Below are 16,632 nucleotides of genomic sequence, written 5' to 3' on the forward strand. Positions count from 1 at the left end.
CATGTTCACACTGTTCGGCGATGACACTCGGTGAGCACGACCTCGAGACCTTCGCCCGCGACGGGTACGTCGCGATCCGCGGCGCGGTCGATACCGCGACGATCGACGACTGCCGCGCGCAGCTGTGGGATCTCCTCGACGAGTCCCCCGACGACCCGACGTCCTGGACGGAGCCGGTCCGTCGCGTCGACAGTCCGATGACGCCGTCGTTCGCGGCCGCGGCACGCGCGTCGGCGCTGACCGAGGCCTACGACCAACTCGTCGGCCGGGAGCGCTGGACGCAGCGGATCGAACTCGGCAACGTCGCGATCCGCTTCCCCTCCGACACCGACGCGAACGACACCGGGTGGCACATCGACGCGAGCTACCTACCACCTGGGGCGAGTCGGTACTTCGTCAACGTGTCGTCGCGCGACCGCGGTCTGCTGATGCTGTTCCTCCTCTCCGATGTCGGTGACGACGACGCGCCCACCCGGATCCGGGCCGGTTCCCACCTCGACGTGCCGCGCCACCTGCTCCCCTACGGCGACACCGGGATCGACATGTTCGACCTCGCCGGCGTCCTCGACACCATCGGCTCCCACGAAACACCCGAACGCCGCGAGGTCCTCGCCACCGGCACCGCGGGCGACGTGTTCCTCTGCCACCCGTTCCTCGTCCACGCGGCGCAACCCCATCGCGGCACGCGGCCACGCTTCATGTCGCAACCGGGTCTGATGCTCACCGAGCAGTTCGATCTCGACCACCCGCGGTCACCGGTCGAACGCACGATCGCCGCGGCGCTCGCACAGCACTGACGAAGCCGAACCACCTGTAGGCAAACAGGTTTCGCCAACATCGTTGTCCACAGACCTGCTCGAGCAGAGAGTGTTGTCGGAGTGATCCGCTAGAATCGTCCCTACGTTCGACGATGGGGGATCGTGTGGATGCGGGGGCGAGAAAGTCCGACACCGAGCTGGGTGCCGTTGCGTTGCAACTGATGCTGTCGTCAATCGGCGAGCTGACCCCCGCCTCCACCGAAGCCGACGCTGTCGATCAGATCGCGACCCTGGAGTCGATGAAAGCGGCATGTGCTGCAGCGCAGGCGAAGCAGACGATGCGACTCGAAGAACTACGCATCGAATCGGAGTCCGCAGCGGGTGTGCCGGTCGCCCGGCAGGGGCGCGGATTGGCCGCCGAGGTGGCGCTGGCCCGCAAGGCATCGGGGTCTACCGGTGGCAGGCACCTCGGGTTCGCTCGCGCGGTGATGCGCGAGATGCCGCACACGCGAGCCGCGTTGGCTTCCGGTGCGCTCACCGAATGGCGCGCCACCATCCTGGTCCGCGAGACCGCGCACCTCACGCCACGCGATCGCGGCGAGATCGACCGTCGCATCTGTGCTGATGTATCCGCACTGGAGGGCGTCGGGGACCGGGCGCTCGATGCTGAGGTCAAACGGCTGGCCTACGAACTCGACCCGCAGGCCGTGGTCGACCGGCACGCCCAGGCAGCGAAAGACCGTCGCGTGTCGACCCGACCCGCACCCGACGGGATGGTGCGCCTGTCCGCGCTCTTGCCGCTGGTGTCGGGTATCTCGGTCTATGCCGCGCTGAAGAGGCACGCCGACGCGACCGTCGGCGCCGACGACCGTACCCACGCGCAGGTGATGGCGGACGCTCTCGTCGAACGGGTGACTGGTACCGCGACGGTCGGCGCCCTACCGATCGCGGTGAACGTGGTTGTGCCCGATGACGTCCTCCTCGGAGACAGCACCGCCGCTGCCCACGTGAGCGGCTACGGCCCGATTCCTGCAGACACCGCTCGCGGCCTCATCGCCGATTCCCTCGACGCCGACGCGGCCACCACCCTGCGGCGCCTCTACAAGTCCCCGACGAGCGGCGCCCTGGTCGCGATGGACTCGACCGCACGCCTGTTCCCGACCGGACTCAAGCTCTTCCTCGATCTACGCGATGAGTCGTGCCGCATCCCCTATTGCGATGCACCGATCGCCGAATACGACCACGCCGACCCCTACTCACGAGGCGGTGACACCTCGGCTTCGAACGGCGGCGGTATGTGCCTTCACCACAACCGCGCCAAACAGAACCCCGGCTGGCAGATGACCACCGCCGACCACACCGACTCCACCCGGCACACCGCGACCGTGGTCACGCCCACCGGGCACAGTCACGTTTCACGCGCCCCCGCACCACCAGGCCACCACGACTCCCAGGCTGCATGATCACTTAGTGCCGCTAAGCTTTGACGTCATGCGGATCCTGTTCTCGTCACTCGAGGCCTACGGCCACACCTTTCCGCTCGTCCCGTTGGCGCTCGCCGCGCAGCGCGCGGGTCACACGGTGCACTGGGCGGTCGGCGAGCGAATGCATCCCGTGCTGGCCGAACAGGGCTTCACCCCGTGGGCGGCGGGGATGTCGATTCGCGCCGCTTTCGATCAGGCCGTCTCCGAGGACCCGTCGGTGTCCTCGACCGAGGCGGTCAAGGCCGACACGGTGGCGCACCGCGACCTGGTACGGCGGGCGTTCACCGAGCTCATCCCGCAGGCGTTCGAGACCGACCTGGTCCCCGTCATCGATCGGGTCGCACCCGATCTCGTCGTGTCGGAGGCCGCGTCGTTCGGCGCCCTCAAGGCTGCGCAGGTCGCCGGGATCGGCGTGGTCACGCACGGGTTCGGTCGTGGGATCGCCTTCGACCGCGACACCCCCGAGGTGACACTTCTCGACATCTGCCCACCCTCGCTGCAGGAACCCGAGGTGCTCACACGTCGCGGTCGTGTGCCACTGCGTCCCGTCGCCTTCGCCGCCGACGGTCCGCTACCGCCCATCGCCGCCGACGGTGACGACCACCGGCCGCTCGTCTACGTGACTCTCCGCACCGAATTCGGCAATGCGCGCGTCCTCGGCGAGGTGGCCACCGGGATCGCGTCGCTGGGCACCCGGGTCCTCGTCGCCGTCGGTCCGTCGGTACCTCTCGACGCTCTGGGCCCGCTCCCCGACGGAGTCGTCGTCGAGGCGTGGGTGCCGCAGGCCGAGGTGCTCCCCCACGCTTCGGCGATCGTCCACCATGGCGGGTCGGGCACCACGCTGGCCGCACTCGCCGCGGGACTCCCCCAGTTGCTCCTACCGCAGGGCGCCGACCAGTTCGACAACGCCGCCGCACTCGTCGCCGCCGGCCTGGCCACACAGCTGGTCGGGCCTGCGGCCCACCCGGAATCCATCCGAGCCGCCGTCGCGGAGCTCCTCGCACCGACGGCCGCGGCGGCGGGACGTCGCCGCGCCGTGGTCACCGAGATCGACGCGATGCCGTCGCCCGACGCGATCGTCGCCGATCTGCGCGACCTGGCGAGACCCGTCACCGACCTCAGTTCAGTGCCGCGGCAAGAACTTCCGACCACGTGGCGATGACCTGCTTGCGTCGCGCCGAATCGTCGGACAGCGTGTCCGCGAGGCCCAGGCCACGCGCCATGTCGAGGGTGGCCTGAACGAGTCGGTGCACGGCCGGGTCGGTGGAACCACCCGCCAGCGACTGCATGGTGAGTCGGTGTGCGGCGCGGGCGAACTTCCGTTCCATCGGCAGGATCGTCTCGCGCAGAGCGGGATCGGACGCCGCAGCACTCCACACCTGCAGGAGCGCCTTGAACTGCGTACCGGTGTAGACCTCCACGGCGCGGGTCACCACGGCCTCGACCCGCCCCGGACCCTCGGGCAGGGTCTCCTCGCCGTCGGCCGCACGCGTGGTCAGCTCGTCGAAGGTCTGCTCCAGGGTCGCGATCACCAGTGACTCGCGCGTCGGGAAGTGGTGCTGCGCCGCACCGCGCGACACCCCGGCACGTTCGGCGATCACCGACACCGTCGCCGCGGCCCATCCATCGGACGCGAGGACGTCGATCGTCGAGGCGATCAGTCGCTCCCGGGTCGCGCGCGACCGATCCTGCTGGGGAAGCCGGGTGTTCACGACACCGCCGGGTCGAGTGCCCATCGAGGCGAGCGCTTCTCGAGGAACGCCGACATGCCCTCGCGGGCCTCGTCGGAGGCGAACAACTCGGCCGATTCGGCGCGTCGCTGATCGGCGTACCGCTCGAACATCTCGGTCACCACGCTGTTGACGACCTTCTTCGACTCGCGCAGACCCTGGGGCGAGGCCTTCGCGATGTCGGCGGTCAATCGTTCGACCGTCGCCGCGACAGCAGAGGATTCGGATTCCGTGATAGTGACCAGACCGATGTCGGCGGCCTCGCGCGGCCCGAACTTCTCCCCGGTGAGGAAGTAGCGGCTCGCGGCTCGCGAGTCCATCTTCGTCAGCAGGGTCAGCGAGATCATCGACGGCGCGAGGCCCAACCGTGCCTCGGTCAGCGCGAACGTCGTCGCGGGACCGACGACGACGATGTCGCAGGCCCCCACGATCCCGAGGCCACCGGCGCGTACGTGGCCGTCGATGCGGGCGATCACGGGTTTGGTCGACGTGATGATCGCCCGGAGGATGGCGATCATCGCCTCGGTGCCGGCCGCCGACGCCTCCTGCGGCGAGAGACCCGACGAGATGGCCGCGGCGAGATCGGCTCCGGCACAGAAGGTCCCACCGCTGTGGGTGAGCACCACCGATCGCACCGACGGATCGGTGTCGACCGCCGCGAGGTGCTCGCGCAGCTGACCGGTCAGCGCCGGTGAGAGCGCGTTGCGGTTGGCCGGCGAGTCCAGGGTGATGGTCGCGACGCCGGACTCGTCGGAGCGAGTGACGACGACCTGGGTCTCGGCGGTGGTGGTCGAGGGTGTGGTCGACACGGCGCTCAGTACGACTTCGGCAGGCCCAGGCTGGTCTGCGCGACGAAGTTGAGGACCATCTCACGGCTCACCGGGGCCACCCGGGCGACGCGACAGAGGTTGAGCAGCGGAGCGATGCCGTACTCGGTGGACAACCCGTTGCCGCCCATCGACTGCACCGCCTGGTCGACGATCTTCACGCACGCCTCGGCCGCGGCGTACTTGCTCATGTTGGCCGGCTCCGCGGCACCCCAGTCGTCGCCCGCGTCGTACATGGTGGCGGCCTTCTGCATCATCAGCTTCGCCATCTCGAGCTCGATCTTGCCCTGTGCCAACGGATGTGCGATCGCCTGGTGCGCACCGATGGGGGTCTTCCACACCGTGCGGTTGTTCACGTAGTCGACGGCCTTGCCCAGCGCGAAGCGCGCCATGCCGATCGCCGACGCGGCCGCCATGATGCGTTCGGGGTTCAATCCGGCGAAGAGCTGGCCGAGCGCGGCGTCCTCCGACCCCACGAGCGCATCCGACGGCAGCCGCACGTCGTCGAGGAACAGCTGGAACTGCTTCTCGGGGTTGATCAGCTCCATGGCGATCTGCTTGTACTCGAAGTTCTCGGCGTCGGTCGGCACGATGAACAGCGCGGGCTTGAGCTTGCCGGTCTTCGCGTCCTCGGTGCGCGCGACGATGAGCACGGCGTCCGCCTGGTCGACCCCGGAGATCCACACCTTGCGGCCGGTCAGCAGCCAGTCGGACCCGTCGCGGCGGGCGGTGGTGGTGATCTGGTGCGAGTTCGATCCCGCCTCGGGTTCGGTGATGCCGAACGCCATGGTGATCGAGCCGTCGGACAGGCCGGGCAGCCAGCGCTGCTTCTGGTCGTCGGTGCCGAAACGGGCGATGATGTTGCCGCAGATGGCCGGTGAGACCACCATCATGAGCAGCCCCACACCCGACGCGGACATCTCCTCCATCACGATGGCGAGCTCGTACATGCCTGCGCCACCGCCGCCGTACTCCTCGGGCAGGTTCACCCCGAGGAACCCGAGCTGTCCTGCCTCACGCCACAGTTCGTCGGTCTTCTTGCCGGTCCGGGCGCACTCCATGAAGTACTCCTGGCCGTACCGCTTGGCCAGGGCGGCCACCGAGGCGCGCAGCGCGGCGCGCTCGGCGGTCTCGACGAACGGGTTCACCGGTGCGGCGTCGGTCGGGGTCTCGGCGAATGTGGTCATGGGGTCTCCTTCGGGTCGGACTGTTCGATACTGCCTGATGCCTGGTGTGCGCGGTCGCCGATCACGGCCAGGACGTCACCGACGGCGAGCTGTTGCCCGGCGGTCACGGCCAACTCGGTGACGACCCCGTCGGACGGGGCTGCCACGGTGTGTTCCATCTTCATCGCCTCCAGCCACAGCAGGGGCTGGCCCTGGGTCACCTCGTCACCGACGGCCACCGCGATCCGTATGACCGACCCCGGCATGGGGGCCAGCAGCGAACCCGGTGCGCCCACCCCCGACGGGTCGACGAACCGGGGGCGGGCGACGAGCGTGACCGATGACGTGTCGGAGTCGACGAACCACACCGTGCGGCGCTGGGCGTCGGTGTGGCGATCGGCGGTGAACCGTGTGCGCACACCGTCGATCTCGAGGGTCACCGCGGTCGGCTGCACGTCGACGACCGTCACGGTCGGGTCGTCGGGCAGCTCGACGCCGGATCGGGCGAACCGATACCGCACCTCGATGTCGGTGTCGGGGTCGGCGGGGTCGGCGAAGCGCTTCGACGCGTACTGGGAGAACAGGTTCCGCCACCCGGCGGGGACCCGCGGTTGCACCGACGCCTGCTCGCGGTTGGCCTGTGCGGCGGCCACGGTCGCCGCGACCGCGGCGAGGCGGACCGCGGCGGCATCGGCACGGGGACGTGCGAGCACGTCGAGACCGATCTGGTCGATGAAGCCGGTGTCGGTGTCGCCGCCGAGGAACTGCGGATGCCGCAGGATCGTCACCAGCAGATCGCGGTTCGTCCCCGGACCGTGCACGCGGGCGCGACCCAGCGCCCCGGCGAGCATGGCGCTCGCCCGCCGTCGATCGGGTGCCCAGCTGATGACCTTGGCCACCATGGGGTCGTAGAAGACCGAGATCTCGCTGCCCGACTCGATTCCGGAGTCGACGCGGACACCCGCGCGCGACAGCGGTCCGAAGCGGACGTCGGCCGGCAGGTCGAGATCGAACACGGTGCCCGACTGCGGAGCCCACCCGTTCGCCGGGTCCTCGGCGTAGAGACGCGCCTCGATGGCGTGGCCGGTGGTGGGCAGGGGCGTCTCGCCGAGCCGCTCACCGTCGGCGATCCGGATCTGCCATTCCACGAGGTCGAGCCCGGTGGTCGCCTCGGTCACCGGGTGCTCGACCTGCAGGCGGGTGTTGGTCTCGAGGAAGTAGAACCGTCCGGTGCCGTCGGCCAGGAACTCGACCGTGCCGGCACCGACATAACCGATGGCGGTCGCCGCCGCCCGCGCGGCGTCGTAGAGCCGCTCACGCAGGTCGCCGCCGAGTCGTTCGACCAGGGGCGCCGGCGCCTCCTCGATGATCTTCTGGTGTCGGCGCTGGATCGAGCACTCGCGCTCGCCGACCGCCCACACCCCGCCGTGCGTGTCGGCGAGGATCTGCACCTCGATGTGGTGGCCGCGTTCGACGTAGGGCTCGCAGAACACCGTGTCGTCGCCGAACGCCGAGGCCGCCTCGCGGGCGGCCGCGGTCAGTTCGCCGGTCAGCGCGCCGATCTCCCGGACGATGCGCATGCCGCGTCCACCGCCTCCGGCCGAGGCCTTGATGAGGACGGGCAGGTCCGAGGGTTCGAGGGTGTCGGGGTCGAGATCACCGAGGACGGGAACACCCGAGCCCGCCATGATCTCCTTGGCGTTCACCTTCGACCCCATGGCCGCGATCGACTCCGGCGGCGGCCCGATCCAGGTGAGTCCGGCGTCGATCACCGCCTGCGCGAAAGCGGAGTTCTCGGAGAGGAACCCGTATCCGGGGTGGATGGCGTCGGCTCCGGCCGCGATCGCGGCGACGATGATGGCCGAGCCGTCGAGGTAGGTCTGCGCCGAGGTCTCCCCGGGAAGGCGGACCGCGCGGTCGGCGGCGGTGACGTGCGGGGCGTGCGCGTCGGGGTCGGAGAAGACCGCGACGGTCGACAGACCCATCCGCGTGCATGTGGCGAAGACGCGTCGGGCGATCTCGCCTCGGTTGGCGACGAGCACGGAGGTGATCGCAGAGGAGTCCATCACGGCGCTCACATCCGGAAGACGCCGAAGTTCGACGTCCCCTCGACCGGCGCGGAGTCGATGGCGGACAACGCGATCCCCAGGATCGTGCGGGTGTCACGGGGGTCGATGACCCCGTCGTCGTAGAGCATGCCCGAGAGGAACGCGGGTACCGACTGCGCCTCGATCTGCGCCTCGATCATCGCCCGCATCCCCTTGTCGGCCTCCTCGTCGACCACGCCGCCCCGGGCCTCTGTCGCCGCCCGCGACACCATCGAGATGACACCGGAGAGCTGGGCGGCGCCCATGACCGCCGATTTCGCACTCGGCCAGGCGAACAGGAAGCGCGGGTTGAAGGCGCGCCCGCACATGCCGTAGTGGCCGGCGCCGTAACTGGCACCGACCAGCAGGGAGATGTGCGGCACGGTCGAGTTCGACACGGCGTTGATCATCATCGATCCGTGTTTGATGATGCCGCCCTGTTCGTACTCCTTGCCGACCATGTAGCCGGTGGTGTTGTGCAGGAACAGCAGCGGCGTGTTCGATCGGTTCGCCAGCTGGATGAACTGGGTGGCCTTCTGCGCCTCGGCGGAGAACAGCACGCCCTGGGCGTTGGCGAGGATGCCGACGGGATAGCCGTGCACGCGGGCCCATCCGGTGCACAGCGACGAGCCGTACTCGGCCTTGAACTCGTCGAAGTCGCTGTCGTCGACGACCCGGGCGATGACCTCGCGGGGATCGAACGGGATCTTCAGATCGCCCGGCACGATGCCGACGAGTTCCTCTGTGTCGAAACGGGGTTCGATCGGCTCGGCGACCGGTCCGGGTCCGGCCTTGCGCCAGTTGAGCCGTTCGACGATGCGGCGGCCGATGCGGATGGCGTCCTGTTCGTCGCGGGCGAAGTAGTCGGCCAGTCCGGACTGGCGGGCGTGCATGCCCGCGCCGCCGAGTGACTCGTCGTCGCTGTCCTCACCGGTCGCCATCTTCACCAGCGGCGGACCGCCGAGGAACACCTTCGACTGGTTCTCGATCATCACGACGTGATCGGACATGCCCGGAACGTAGGCGCCACCGGCGGTCGAGTTGCCGAAGACCAGCGCGATGGTGGGGATCCCGGCCGCCGACAGCTGGGTGAGATCGCGGAACATGCGTCCGCCGGGGATGAACACGTCCTTCTGCGTCGGGAGATCGGCGCCACCGGATTCCACCAGCGAGATGCACGGCAGACGGTTCTCCATGGCGATCTCGTTGGCGCGGAACCCCTTGCGCAGGGTCCAGGGGTTCGAGGTGCCGCCGCGCACCGTCGGGTCGTTGGCGACGATCATGCACTCCACACCGGCGACCACGCCGATGCCGGTGATGATCGATGCACCCACCTGGAAGTCCGAGCCGTACGCCGCGAGCGGGCACAGCTCGAGGAACGCCGAGTCGGGATCGATGAGCATCTCGATGCGTTCGCGGGCGAGCATCTTGCCGCGTTCGTGATGGCGGGCGACCTTCTTCGTGCCGCCGCCCTCGAGCGCCGTCGCGAACTCCGCCTCCAGTTCGGCGAGTTTGGTCTCCATCGTCGCCGCGGCGTCGATGTATCCGGGGTCGGCGGGGTCGAGCCCGGAACGCAGTGCGGTCATGCCTGATATCCGAGTCGTTTCGCGGCGAGGCCGGTGAGGATCTCGGTGGTGCCGCCGCCGATGCCGATGATGCGCATGTCGCGATACTGCCGTTCGATCTCCGACTCGGCCATGTAGCCCAGCCCGCCGAACAACTGGACCGCCTTGTTGGCCACCCATTCGCCCGCCTCCACGGCGGTGTTCTTGGCGAAGCAGACCTCGGCGATGAGATCGTCGGAACTGCTGACCTTCCGGTCGACGACGGCGCGGGTGTAGGTCCGGGCGATGTCGATGCGGCGTGCCATCTCGGTCACGCTGTCCTGCACCGACTGTCGGGCGATCAGCGGTTTGCCGAAGGTCTCGCGCGTGCGGACCCATTCGAGGGTGATGTCGAGGCACCGTTGCGCGCTGGCGTAGGCCTGGGTGGCGAGCCCCGCGCGTTCGGTGACGAACGCCGCGGCGATCTGGGTGAAGCCGCTGTTCTCGGTGCCGACCAGATTGGTCACCGGGACGCGGACATCGACGAAGCTGAGCTCGGCGGTGTCCGAGCAGCGCCAGCCCATCTTGTCGAGCTTCCGGCTGACCGAGAATCCCGGTGTGTCGGTGTCGATCACGAGCAGCGACACCCCGCCCGCACCGGGGCCGCCGGTGCGGACCGCGGTGACGATGAAGTCGGCGCGGACCGCGGAGGTGATGTAGGTCTTCGCGCCGTTCACCACGAAGTGGTCACCGTCGCGGACGGCCTTCGTGGTCAGGTGGCCCACGTCGCTGCCGCCGCCGGGCTCGGTGATGGCGAGGCTGCCGATCTTCTCACCGGCCAGCGTCGGCCGGACCCAGCGATCGATCTGGTCGGGGTCGCCGGCGGCGATGAGGTGCGGCAGCGCGATGCCGTGGGTGAACAGCGACGCGTAGATGCCGCCGGCCGCACCGCGCTCGTGCAGCACCTCGCCGGCGATGGTCGCGTCGACGAGGTCACCGCCCGAGCCGCCCACGGCCTCGGGGAACCCGACGCCGAGCAGTCCGAGCTTGGCCGCCTCGAGGTGCAGTTCGCGCGGGATGAGTCCGTCGCGCTCCCAGTCGTTCTGGAACGGCAGGATGTGCCGCTCGACGAATCCGGCGACGGTGCTGCGTAGTTCGCGGCGTTCCGGGGTGTCCCAGGCGGGTGTCGCAAGACTCATTCAGATGACCTCGAATCGTTGGGGGATGTCGACCACGCGGGAGCGCAGCCATTCGCCGAGACCCTTGCCCTGCGGGTCGAAGCGCACGTTGTCGGCGACGCCGCGGCCGAGGATCTCCTCGATCACGAAGTTCACCGCGAGCAGGTTCCGAAGGCGGTATCGGGCGATCCGCAGGTGCTCGGTCTCGGGGAGCAGTCGACGCAGTGCCTCGACGGTGAGGGTCTCCTCGAGCCACGCGAAGTGTTCCGGATCGCGCACCCACACACCGATGTTGGCGCTGCCGCCCTTGTCGCCGCTGCGGGCGCCGGCGATCAGGCCGAGCGGCGCGGGCGTGGTCGGGCCCCAGTCGCGGGCGGGCGACGCCGTCTCGGGCGCATCCGGGGTCGACGGGCCGCGCAGCGGACTCGGCTCGATCACCGTCACCGAGCCGTCGGGAAGCGTCACCCGGTGGTGCACGGCGTCGGCGGGGACGTATCCCGGCTCGAACACACCGTAGGGAGCGCCCTTGCCGGGCGGGGCGGTCATGGTGAACCCGGGGTAGCTCGCCAACGCCAGTTCGACTGCAGCGGCCGAGAAGTGGCGACCGACGACGTCGGCGTCGCGGCTCTTGCCGATGACCCGCAGGAGTGCACTCGACTGCGCCTCGGTGGTGCCGTCAGCGCGATCGGTGCGCGACAGCTCCCAGGTGAGGGTCTCGGGTTTCGTCGCCAGCGACGACTCGAACTGTTCGGTGACCAGGCGCGCCTTGGCGTCGATGTCGAGGCCGGTGAGCACCATGGTGACCTCGTTGCGGAATCCCGCGAGCATGTTCAGCGACACCTTGAGGTGCTCGGGCGGCGCCTCGCCCCGCACGCCGCTGATGCGGACGCGGTCGGTGCCGACCTGTTCGAGCGCGATCGAATCCATCCGCGTGGTGACGTCGGGCCCGAGGTATCGGGGGCCGGTGATCTCGTAGAGCAGCTGGGCGGTGACGGTTCCCACGGTGACCGCGCCCCCGGTGCCGGGGTGCTTGGTGATGACCGAGCTGCCGTCGGCGGCGATCTCGGCGATCGGGAACCCCGGTCGTGAGAGGTCGTCGATCTCGGTGAAGAAGGCGTAGTTGCCGCCGGTGGCCTGGGTTCCGCACTCGATGACGTGCCCGGCGGCAACAGCGCCGGCCAGTGCGTCGAGATCGTCGTGACGCCAACCGAAGTGGCTCGCCGCAGGGCCGACCGCGAGCGACGCGTCGGTGATGCGACCGGTGACCACGATGTCGGCGCCGGCGTCGAGCGCCGTGGCGATCCCGAAGGCTCCGAGGTAGGCGTTGGCGGTCAGCGGCGTCCCGAGGCCGAGTTCGTCGGCCCTGTCGACGAGGTCGTCGCCGTCGACGTGGGCGATGGCCACCGTCACGCCGAGGTCGGCGGCGAGTTCGCCGAGATCGGTGGCCAGGCCCTTCGGGTTGAGGCCGCCGGCGTTCGCGACGATGCGGACGCCGCGTTCCTGTGCGAGGGCGAGGCACTCCCGCATCTGCCGCAGAAAGGTCGAGGCGTATCCGCGGGACGGGTCGCGCAGCCGGTCGCGGCCGAGGATGAGCATGGTCAGCTCGGCGAGATAGTCGCCGGTGACGAAGTCGAGCTCACCGCCGTCGAGCATCTCGCGCATCGCCGAGAAGCGGTCGCCGTAGAAGCCCGACGCGTTGCCGATCCGTACCGGTGCGATGGTCGTGTCGTGGGTGGTCATCGCTGTCCTGCCGTCGAGTCGGCGCCCAGCGGTGCGCGGCCGGTGCCGGGTGCCCCGGCGAAACACTGTGCGATCTGCGACCATTCGACGGCGTCGGCGCCGCTGATGGCGAGATCGAGGTCGGCCGCGGCCCGGCGTTGGGTGACCAGGCGGCAGAAGTCCTCGGCGCTACCGATCACGCGGTTGTCGGCGTCGGCCGGACCCCACTCCCACGTGGCGCCGTCGGGTGCGGTCAGTTCGACGCGAAGCGGCGTGGTCGGCGGCGTGCGCCCGTGGAGGATGTAGGCGAAGTCCCGTGTGCGGACGCCGATGTGGGCGACATTGCGCAGTCGCGCCGTCGGCGGGCGTCGCACGCCGAGCGTGTCGGCGACATCGAGTCCGTGGGCCCAGGTCTCCATGATGCGGGCCGTCGCCATCGACGCCGCCGACATCGGTGGCCCGAACCACGCCAGTTTCGTGCCGTCGGGAACCGACACCAACGCCTCGGCGACGGCCGCACGGCCTTCTCGCCAGCGCGCCAGGAGGTCCTTCGGAGCGATCTGCGCGGCCTCGGCGGCGCCGTCGTCGACGAAGGTCGCCGGCTCGTTCGCGGCGACGAGGAGCATGTCGTCGAATCCGCTCGGATCGATTGCCGAGAGTGTCGCCATCCGGTCGGTCCACCAGAGGTGGCCGATCTGGTGGGCGATGGTCCAGCCCTCAGCGGGGGTCGGGGTCGCCCACCCGGCGGCATCGAGTCCGGCGACCAGGTCGTCCAGCGACGCGGCCTCTGCGGACATGTCGGCCACGAGGTCGTGCACAACGCTCATGGGTTGAGGGTCACAGGTGTCCCCATAAAAAGCAAGCACGCTTGCTTGTTTTGGCGCTGGGCCGGCTCGATCAGCCGAAACGCACGTTCGCGGTGGCGCTCGCGAGCAGCGTGCCATCGGCCTGGGTGAAGGTCGCCGAGACAGCGCCGAGACGTCGACCGATCCGCTCGGGGCGGGTGGTGACCAGCAGGTCGCCCGCGTCGAGAGGCGGCGATCGGAAGAAGTCGACCGCGAAGTCGGTGACGGTGTGGGTCTGGCCGGGCGCGGTGTGGGCCTGCCCGGCGAGCGAGCAGCCGTGGGCGACGACAGCGGCGATGACCCCGCCGTGCATGGTGCCCAGTGGGTTGGCCATCCATGGTACGGGCGTGCACACGACGCCGGGCCCGGCGCCTCGGGCGGCATCGCCCGGCGTGATCGACAGCGAGAGGAGTTCGGCGAGAGGACCGGCGGCGAGCCGACCGGCCGCGACGGCCTCGACGACCTGGGCGCCGGTGAGGGCGGGATCGATCCGCGGTGGCACATCCGACGGGCTGCCAAGGGTCTCGGGGATCGCCCGTCCGGCGTCTGCGCCGTGCGGGCTGCGACCGCGGGCGAGCAGATCCGGATCGAACACGCGCCCTGTGCGGGCGTTGCGGACGAGGACCGATCCGCGCAGGCGACCCGCCGGATCGGTCACATCGACCGTGGTGAGGCCGAACTGTCCGCCGTCGTCGCGAAGCGTCGCCTCGGCGGTGAGCAGCCCCTCGGGCTCGATCGGGTCACCGGCGGTCGCGAACGCCAGGCGCGCCTGCACCACGCCGCGGTCGGGGCCGGTGGCCACCACGAACGGACCGCCGCCGACGGTGTCGACCAGGACCGCGTAGGCGGCGAGCTCGATCCGTCCGCGGTGGTCGACCAGCGCCGGGCCGAGACGTTGGTGCATCGTCGCGACGTTCCCGGAGGGAGCATCCCCACCGACTCCGAAAGCGGCCAGGGCGTCCACGGGGGATGTCATGGCTACACTCGTATCCCACAGCGGTTCGGACCGACGATCGGGGAGGTGGCGAATGAGGGGGAGAACACATCCGCCCGCGCCCCGCACACCCGCCGCACTCCTGCCCGCCACGTCCGCGATCGCGACCGCGGTCCTCGCGAGCGCGTGGTGGCTGACCATGATCGGCCTCACGGCGCCGACACTCCCCCACATCGGTGTCGCGGTGACGTCGGCCGCGTTCGGAGCCGCCGTCGTCGCGGTCGCGTCGCACCCGCACGTGCGATCGTTGTTGTCGCGCTGGGTGTTCCGACAGATCACGCGAGGGAGAGAAGTCCTCCCGCCGGGCGTGAGCCAGAGGTGGGCCCGCGCGCACACCGCGGCCCGCACGCCGGCATCTCATGAGCTCGCACTCGTGCGGGTCGCCCGTCCCCGCGCGCCCGGTCAGGGTTCCGTCACCGCCTGACCACGACTCTCGCTGCGTCAGGCGGTCTCTCGCCCCCTGATCCCACGCACCGAAAGTCCTGCCGTGTTGCACATCGATCGTCTCTGCCTGTCCGCCGGTGACAGTGACCTGTTCACCGATCTCACCCTTCATCTCGAGGCAGGTCGCTGCCTCGCCGTCACCGGAGCCAACGGTTCCGGGAAATCGACGCTCCTGCGCGCCATCGCCGGTCTCCGGCATCCCGATTCGGGGACCGTCACCCTTCGCGCTTCCACCACCGACGACGTGGTCGCCGACGACACCGACAGCCGGTTCCGCGCCCTCGTGGCCGTCGAACTCGGGGACGACGCCACGTTCGCCGAACTCACGGTGGCCGAGCATCTCCGGTTGCTCACCTCGGCCCATGGGGCCGGCGGCGGCGCCGTGGCCGACATCCTGTCCGATGCAGGCATCGACCATCTCGCAGATCGCTTCCCGCACACGCTCTCGACCGGTCAACGACAGCGGTTCACCCTGTGCGCGGTGTGGATCCGTCCCGCACGGCTGATCGTGCTCGACGAGCCCGAGGCCGGCCTCGACGTGGCCGGACGTGACTGGGTGGCGCACCGGATCGAACGGACTGTCGCCGAGGGACGTTCGGTCGTCGTCGCCACCCACAGCGCCGAGCTCGTGGAGCGGTGCGCCGATTCGACGGTGACGGTGGGCCGATGAGCGTCACCCGCGACGACGCCCCCGGGATCGTGCTGACGGGCGCGGTCGTCGCCGGTCTCGGGTGGTACCTCCTGCAACCCGAGCGCGTCGCATCGGTGATCGGCGTCGCTCACGGCATCGGCCATCCGACGGCGGTGCTCGTCGGGTGGGCGATCGCGCTCTGCGCGTCGGTGGTCGGGACCGCGGTCTGGTGGTGGGGCCCGATCCGACTCTCCCGCGCCGAGGCGACGTGGCATCTGTCCGGGCCGGGCGAGCGCGGACCCGTCCTCGCGGGGCGCCGTCGTCGAGCCGCGATCGTCACCCTCGTGGGGTGCCTGGCCACCGCGACCGTTGTCGCTGTGCTGGACTGGTCGGCGACACCGACTGTTCTCGGCGCGGGTGTCGGTGCTGCCGTGGTGATAGTCACGATCGTCAGCGCACACCAACATCGTTCGAGCGATCGTCTGTCGGGTCGACGGCGACGGGGTCGTCAGCGGTGGTCGCCGGCCCTGCTGCACCGCGACGCGTTCGCACCCGACGACGGCTTCATCGCCGCGGCGCGCATGGCCGCGGTGACGCTCGATCTCGGGTGGATCGACACGGCGCGAGTCGTGCGGTGGCAGCTGGCGCATGCGTGGGCGCGCAGTCGACGCCTCGGCGGCGGCCGCATCCGCGTGATGATCCTCGCCGACGTGCTCCGATTGTCCCGCCGACGAGGCGATCTCGCGGTCGGTGTCGTCGTGCTCGCGGTGGCCGTGGCCCTGCCGGCGACGCTGTATCTGACCTCGATCGCACCGGTGGTTGCGACGGTCCTCGCCTATCGCGCCGGCTGCGCGTGGGCCTGCGGATTGCGGCGACTCACCGAGGTCCCGGCGTTGCGGCGGGCGCTCGGCGGGTCGGACCCGGAGGTCACCGCGATCCACGCCGTGGTCCCGGTGTCGGGCGTCGTACTGTGTTGTGCTGTCATCGCTCTCACCTGGCACCTGTCGCTACCGGCGGTGCTCGTCGTCGCCGTCGGATCGTCATTCGCGACGGTGCGTCGCGCCACCCGCCCCGACCTCCCGTTCGACGCCCCGGTGTACGTGATCGGGCAGGGAGGCGCGACGCAGCCACTCCTGCTGCTGGCAATGGTCCGCGGACTGGTCGCCGTGGTGGCCACAGGCCTCTTGGCCGCGCTCGTCGGGTGACCCGCCGGCGGATCGGTAGC

At 70.0% G+C, this 16,632-nt stretch carries 15 protein-coding genes; 6 read left to right on the top strand and 9 right to left on the bottom strand.

Going from position 1 to position 16,632, the window contains the following annotated elements; genetic code table 11:
• Positions 1–20: 20 nt before the first annotated feature.
• The 3 genes from TU34_RS15230 (at position 21) to TU34_RS15240 (ending at position 3,404) form a co-directional block, all read left to right on the top strand.
• The gene (locus TU34_RS15230) at positions 21–797 is read left to right on the top strand and encodes a phytanoyl-CoA dioxygenase family protein (RefSeq protein WP_045823754.1); all 777 of its coding nucleotides are present in this window, start codon (positions 21–23) and stop codon (positions 795–797) included.
• Positions 798–979: 182 nt separating this feature from the next.
• On the top strand, positions 980–2,221 hold the full coding sequence (locus tag TU34_RS15235) for an HNH endonuclease (RefSeq protein ID WP_045823826.1): 1,242 nt from the start codon (positions 980–982) through the stop codon (positions 2,219–2,221).
• A gap of 28 nt (positions 2,222–2,249) precedes the next feature.
• Entirely contained in the window at positions 2,250–3,404 is a 1,155-nt protein-coding gene (locus TU34_RS15240; protein WP_045823755.1) for a glycosyltransferase, read from the top strand.
• Here the strand turns inward: TU34_RS15240 and TU34_RS15245 are convergent.
• From TU34_RS15245 to TU34_RS15285, 9 genes are all read right to left on the bottom strand, one after another.
• Positions 3,361–3,978, bottom strand: coding sequence for a TetR/AcrR family transcriptional regulator (locus tag TU34_RS15245; RefSeq protein WP_045823756.1), 618 nt, complete (start codon positions 3,976–3,978; stop codon positions 3,361–3,363). The two genes, TU34_RS15240 and TU34_RS15245, sit on opposite strands and share 44 nt — an antisense overlap.
• Positions 3,951–4,781: an enoyl-CoA hydratase family protein gene (locus TU34_RS15250; protein WP_045823757.1), complete on the bottom strand. Its 831-nt coding sequence runs from the start codon at positions 4,779–4,781 to the stop codon at positions 3,951–3,953. The genes TU34_RS15245 and TU34_RS15250 overlap by 28 nt, the downstream gene beginning before the upstream one ends.
• Positions 4,782–4,786: 5 nt before the next feature.
• Positions 4,787–5,986 (bottom strand): acyl-CoA dehydrogenase family protein, encoded by a 1,200-nt coding sequence (locus TU34_RS15255; RefSeq protein ID WP_045823758.1) that lies wholly within the window; start codon positions 5,984–5,986, stop codon positions 4,787–4,789.
• Positions 5,983–8,031, bottom strand: a complete 2,049-nt coding sequence (locus TU34_RS15260; RefSeq protein ID WP_045823827.1) for an ATP-binding protein — start codon at positions 8,029–8,031, stop codon at positions 5,983–5,985. The genes TU34_RS15255 and TU34_RS15260 overlap by 4 nt, the downstream gene beginning before the upstream one ends.
• Before the next feature lie 8 nt (positions 8,032–8,039).
• Positions 8,040–9,638: an acyl-CoA carboxylase subunit beta gene (locus TU34_RS15265; RefSeq protein ID WP_045823759.1), complete on the bottom strand. Its 1,599-nt coding sequence runs from the start codon at positions 9,636–9,638 to the stop codon at positions 8,040–8,042.
• Complete coding sequence (locus TU34_RS15270) at positions 9,635–10,795, bottom strand: acyl-CoA dehydrogenase family protein (protein WP_045823760.1); 1,161 nt, start codon at positions 10,793–10,795, stop codon at positions 9,635–9,637. Before TU34_RS15270 ends, TU34_RS15265 begins: the two co-directional genes overlap by 4 nt.
• Positions 10,796–12,514, bottom strand: a complete 1,719-nt coding sequence (locus tag TU34_RS15275; protein ID WP_045823761.1) for an acyclic terpene utilization AtuA family protein — start codon at positions 12,512–12,514, stop codon at positions 10,796–10,798.
• A complete protein-coding gene (locus tag TU34_RS15280; RefSeq protein ID WP_045823762.1) occupies positions 12,511–13,320 on the bottom strand; it encodes a TIGR03084 family metal-binding protein in 810 nt (269 codons plus the stop codon). The genes TU34_RS15275 and TU34_RS15280 overlap by 4 nt, the downstream gene beginning before the upstream one ends.
• A 70-nt stretch (positions 13,321–13,390) precedes the next feature.
• Complete coding sequence (locus TU34_RS15285) at positions 13,391–14,314, bottom strand: PaaI family thioesterase (protein ID WP_150116556.1); 924 nt, start codon at positions 14,312–14,314, stop codon at positions 13,391–13,393.
• A gap of 52 nt (positions 14,315–14,366) precedes the next feature.
• On the opposite strand from TU34_RS15285, the gene TU34_RS23630 reads away from it, so the two are divergent.
• The 3 genes from TU34_RS23630 (at position 14,367) to TU34_RS15300 (ending at position 16,612) form a co-directional block, all read left to right on the top strand.
• Complete coding sequence (locus TU34_RS23630) at positions 14,367–14,756, top strand: hypothetical protein (RefSeq protein ID WP_045823763.1); 390 nt, start codon at positions 14,367–14,369, stop codon at positions 14,754–14,756.
• Positions 14,757–14,819: 63 nt separating this feature from the next.
• Positions 14,820–15,446: an ABC transporter ATP-binding protein gene (locus TU34_RS15295; RefSeq protein ID WP_045823764.1), complete on the top strand. Its 627-nt coding sequence runs from the start codon at positions 14,820–14,822 to the stop codon at positions 15,444–15,446.
• Entirely contained in the window at positions 15,443–16,612 is a 1,170-nt protein-coding gene (locus tag TU34_RS15300) for a DUF6297 family protein (RefSeq protein ID WP_045823765.1), read from the top strand. Before TU34_RS15295 ends, TU34_RS15300 begins: the two co-directional genes overlap by 4 nt.
• Positions 16,613–16,632: the final 20 nt, after the last annotated feature.

It is taken from the genome of Williamsia herbipolensis, assembly GCF_000964005.1.
Lineage (GTDB): Bacteria > Actinomycetota > Actinomycetes > Mycobacteriales > Mycobacteriaceae > Williamsia_A > Williamsia_A herbipolensis.

What these genes read in the sequence shown, in the direction of transcription:
- TU34_RS15275 (WP_045823761.1), bottom strand. Translation starts at nt 12,514, where the DNA reads ATGACCACCCACGACACGACCATCGCACCGGTACGGATCGGCAACGCG.
- TU34_RS15230 (WP_045823754.1), top strand. Translation starts at nt 21, where the DNA reads ATGACACTCGGTGAGCACGACCTCGAGACCTTCGCCCGCGACGGGTAC.
- TU34_RS15260 (WP_045823827.1), bottom strand. Translation starts at nt 8,031, where the DNA reads ATGGACTCCTCTGCGATCACCTCCGTGCTCGTCGCCAACCGAGGCGAG.
- TU34_RS15280 (WP_045823762.1), bottom strand. Translation starts at nt 13,320, where the DNA reads ATGAGCGTTGTGCACGACCTCGTGGCCGACATGTCCGCAGAGGCCGCG.
- TU34_RS15270 (WP_045823760.1), bottom strand. Translation starts at nt 10,795, where the DNA reads ATGAGTCTTGCGACACCCGCCTGGGACACCCCGGAACGCCGCGAACTA.
- TU34_RS15245 (WP_045823756.1), bottom strand. Translation starts at nt 3,978, where the DNA reads ATGGGCACTCGACCCGGCGGTGTCGTGAACACCCGGCTTCCCCAGCAG.
- TU34_RS15240 (WP_045823755.1), top strand. Translation starts at nt 2,250, where the DNA reads ATGCGGATCCTGTTCTCGTCACTCGAGGCCTACGGCCACACCTTTCCG.
- TU34_RS15235 (WP_045823826.1), top strand. Translation starts at nt 980, where the DNA reads ATGCTGTCGTCAATCGGCGAGCTGACCCCCGCCTCCACCGAAGCCGAC.
- TU34_RS15285 (WP_150116556.1), bottom strand. Translation starts at nt 14,314, where the DNA reads ATGACATCCCCCGTGGACGCCCTGGCCGCTTTCGGAGTCGGTGGGGAT.
- TU34_RS23630 (WP_045823763.1), top strand. Translation starts at nt 14,367, where the DNA reads ATGAGGGGGAGAACACATCCGCCCGCGCCCCGCACACCCGCCGCACTC.
- TU34_RS15300 (WP_045823765.1), top strand. Translation starts at nt 15,443, where the DNA reads ATGAGCGTCACCCGCGACGACGCCCCCGGGATCGTGCTGACGGGCGCG.
- TU34_RS15255 (WP_045823758.1), bottom strand. Translation starts at nt 5,986, where the DNA reads ATGACCACATTCGCCGAGACCCCGACCGACGCCGCACCGGTGAACCCG.
- TU34_RS15265 (WP_045823759.1), bottom strand. Translation starts at nt 9,638, where the DNA reads ATGACCGCACTGCGTTCCGGGCTCGACCCCGCCGACCCCGGATACATC.